Genomic DNA, 1,595 nt, shown 5'->3' with positions numbered 1-1,595 from the left:
AGCGTGCAGTTCGCGCGGAATACGTAAGCCCGGGTCAACTGGTTTTGGAGGGTTTCGAGAGCCCTTTCCATCGCCAGCTGGACGCTGGGAACCGCTGGGTTGTGTTGGCAAACCGGATACCGTGGGATGAGATCAGCAACCTGTACCTGAAACATGTTGGTGTAAGTGATCTGGGTCGTCCGGGGCTTAGCCCCCGAGTAGCGATCGGTTCGCTGATGATCAAACACCTATGCAACCTTGACGATCGTGAGACGGTACAGCAGATTTCGGAGAACATGTACATGCAGTACTTTTTGGGGTATTCGAGTTTTACGGCAGCGTTTCCTTTTGACGCCTCGCTGTTTGTTGATTTGCGCAAACGTGTTGGCCAAGACCTTCTTAACGCGATAAACGAACGGATCGTGACACTTCATCGTCAGGCGGTGGGACGCCAGGGCGGCCCGGGAAACGATGGTGGCCCCGATGACCAGGGCGGTGCAGAGCCCGGCGGTACTCCGGATACGGGTTTTTTAGAGTCCGATACCCAACCGGCCGATGGGGCACCCCGTGGCCGTGTACTGTTCGATGCGACGGTCTGCCCGCAGGACATCGCCTATCCCACGGACCTGGGATTGCTGAACGAATCGCGGGAAAAGACCGAGGAGCTGATCGATGCGCTGTACGACCGGTCGAGACACACCGAAAAGCCACGCAGCTATCGTATCCGTGCCCGCAAGGAATACCTAGGTGTCGCAAAGAAGCGTAGGCGCAGCAAGAAAGAGGTGCGCCGTGCGGTCGGCAAACAGCTGAATTACGTGAAGCGTAACCTGGGGACGATAGACCGGTTGCTGGACACCTATGGTTGGTTTCCCCTGGATGCAAAGCAGCAAAGATACCTCCTGGTGATCCGTACCCTGTACGCCCAGCAGCGGGAGATGCACGGCAAACGCACCAAGAGCATTGCCGACCGGATTGTTAGCATCCACCAGCCGCACGTGCGCCCCATCGTGCGCGGCAAGGCCACAGCAAACACGGAGTTCGGTGCGAAGATCCATGTATCCCTGGTGGACGGCTACGCGTTGCTGGACGAGGTGGGCTGGGATGCCTATAACGAGGGGAGCCACATGGAAACCTACATCGAACGTTACCGGCGGCGGTTCGGCCATTACCCGGCCGAGGTGCTGGCCGACCAGATATACTGTACCCGGGAGAACCGGCGTATGCTACAGGGGAAGGGGATACGGCTGATGGCCAAACCCCTTGGCAGACCCCCGGCGGTGAAAGTGCAACACGTAAGGCCGGGGGAGCGCAACCCGGTGGAGGGCAAGTTCGGGCAGGCCAAGACGGCCTACGGCATGAACAGGATCAAGGCCCGGCTGAAACCCACCAGCGAAGCGTGGATTGCCGGCATCATCATGGTGCTCAACCTGGTCAGATTGGCCGGGTGGGCATCCCTCTGCCTGATTTTCCGGGTGGTAAAGCGGTCCGTGACTTTTTCAGCAAAGGGTGGTTATGCGCCTGTGATGGTACCCGGGTTCCGAAACTGTGGAAAGTATGCGCCGCAGCGCCAAATTTTTAAATGGAAAATGGCTGGCTGACTTTTTCAGCAGGCCCTA

General features: G+C 58.3%; 1 protein-coding gene. It reads left to right on the top strand.

What is annotated here, in order from left to right; translation table 11 throughout:
* Positions 1-1,577 (top strand): IS5 family transposase (locus tag NGM62_RS21825; protein ID WP_262250419.1); only part of this gene is annotated, 1,577 nt, incomplete at its 5' end.
* Positions 1,578-1,595 lie beyond the last annotated feature (18 nt).

The organism is Parapedobacter soli (assembly GCF_025460835.1).
Classification (GTDB): Bacteria; Bacteroidota; Bacteroidia; order Sphingobacteriales; family Sphingobacteriaceae; genus Parapedobacter; species Parapedobacter soli.
Note: the sequence above shows the minus strand (reverse complement) of the source record. Positions and strands in the feature narration are given on the sequence as shown.